This window comes from Aminobacter sp. P4_D5 (assembly GCF_056401815.1).
Window position 1 is genome coordinate 1 of the sequence record NZ_JBFUIP010001413.1, and the last position, 516, is coordinate 516.

At 69.9% G+C, this 516-nt stretch carries 1 pseudogene; it reads right to left on the reverse strand.

What is annotated here, in order from left to right:
• A pseudogene (locus AC1DWF_RS38715) lies at nt 1-516 on the reverse strand (MFS transporter); the annotation flags it as partial.

Genomic DNA, 516 nt, shown 5'->3' on the forward strand with positions numbered 1-516 from the left:
GTGCCGCGACGGCGGCCATGATGAGCAGTCCGATCTTGAGTGCCCGGAGCCGTGCCTCGCTGTTCACGCGCACCGCTTCCTCCACCTGGGCGGGTGTCGCGCTCGTGCGCTGCAGGATGGTGAGCAGGYGGTCGTTGCTGACGAAGTTGATGCTGTCGAGGTCGAGCTGCGACTGCAGCTCCGGCGTCAGCTGCGGATTGGCCGTCACGCGGTACATGATGCCGGCCGAGAGCAGTCCCACCAGCAGCGCGCCCGCGATCGCCGTGCCCACGCCGGCCGCAAGGTTCTGCGTGGTGCCGCGCAGCGCGCCGACATCACCCGCCAGCTCCTTCGGCGCCGCCGTCACCAGAACGTTGAAGACCAGCGTCACCAGCGCGCCCTGGCCGATGCCGCAGGTGATCAGGCCGAGCATGACGGGAACCGCCGTCCAGTCGTTGCGCACCACCCAGGCCAGCCAGAGCAGGCCCAGGATGCAGAGCGTGAAGCCGGCCTGCGCGATCCGCCGCGGCGTCACCT